This is a genomic window from Aeromonas sp. 130281, assembly GCF_056642115.1.
This window is the reverse complement of the sequence record NZ_JBWVQS010000022.1, coordinates 1-909: the sequence shown is the minus strand read 5'-3', so window position 1 is coordinate 909 and position 909 is coordinate 1. Positions and strand designations below refer to the sequence as shown.

1 protein-coding gene is annotated in these 909 nt (G+C 60.6%); it reads right to left on the bottom strand.

The window, feature by feature from the left end:
- Positions 1 to 83 precede the first annotated feature (83 nt).
- Entirely contained in the window at positions 84 to 848 is a 765-nt protein-coding gene (locus tag AC1IN8_RS21035) for an IS6-like element IS6100 family transposase (protein ID WP_001389365.1), read from the bottom strand.
- Positions 849 to 909: the final 61 nt, after the last annotated feature.

Below are 909 nucleotides of genomic sequence, written 5' to 3'. Positions count from 1 at the left end.
CACCAAAGCGAGGTGAGCATGGCGACGGAGGCTCTGTTGCAAAGATTGGCGGCAGTCAGAGGTAGGCTGTCGCTCTGCGCCGATCAGGCGGCTGCTGCGAAATGGTGGTTGAGCATGCCCATGGCCTCCGTCAGCGCCGAGGGCCCAATGCCAAAAGCTCTCTCCACAAGGCGCACCTCGCCCCTGATGCCGGGCTGCAGGCACCAGGGGCGAGCCTGTCCTTTGCGCAGGGCTCGCATGACTTCGAATCCCTTGATCGTGGCATAGGCCGTGGGGATCGATTTGAAACCGCGCACCGGCTTGATCAGTATCTTGAGCTTTCCGTGATCGGCCTCGATCACGTTATTGAGATACTTCACCTGCCGGTGGGCCGTCTCCCGGTCCAGCTTTCCTTCGCGCTTCAATTCGGTGATCGCTGCACCATAGCTCGGCGCTTTGTCGGTATTGAGCGTGGCAGGCTTTTCCCAGTGCTTCAGGCCTCGCAGGGCCTTGCCCAGGAACCGCTTCGCTGCCTTGGCGCTGCGGGTCGGCGACAGGTAGAAATCGATCGTGTCGCCCCGCTTGTCGACTGCCCGGTACAGGTAGGTCCACTTGCCCCGCACCTTGACGTAGGTTTCATCCAGGCGCCAGCTCGGATCAAAGCCACGCCGCCAGAACCAGCGCAGCCGCTTCTCCATCTCCGGGGCGTAGCACTGGACCCAGCGATAGATCGTCGTATGGTCGACCGAAATGCCGCGTTCCGCCAGCATTTCCTCAAGGTCGCGATAGCTGATCGGATAGCGACAATACCAGCGCACCGCCCACAGGATCACATCACCCTGGAAATGGCGCCACTTGAAATCCGTCATCGTTCCGTCCGTCCAATCTCCGCCAAGCATGCTCAAGCTTCACGATTTTTGCAACAGAGCC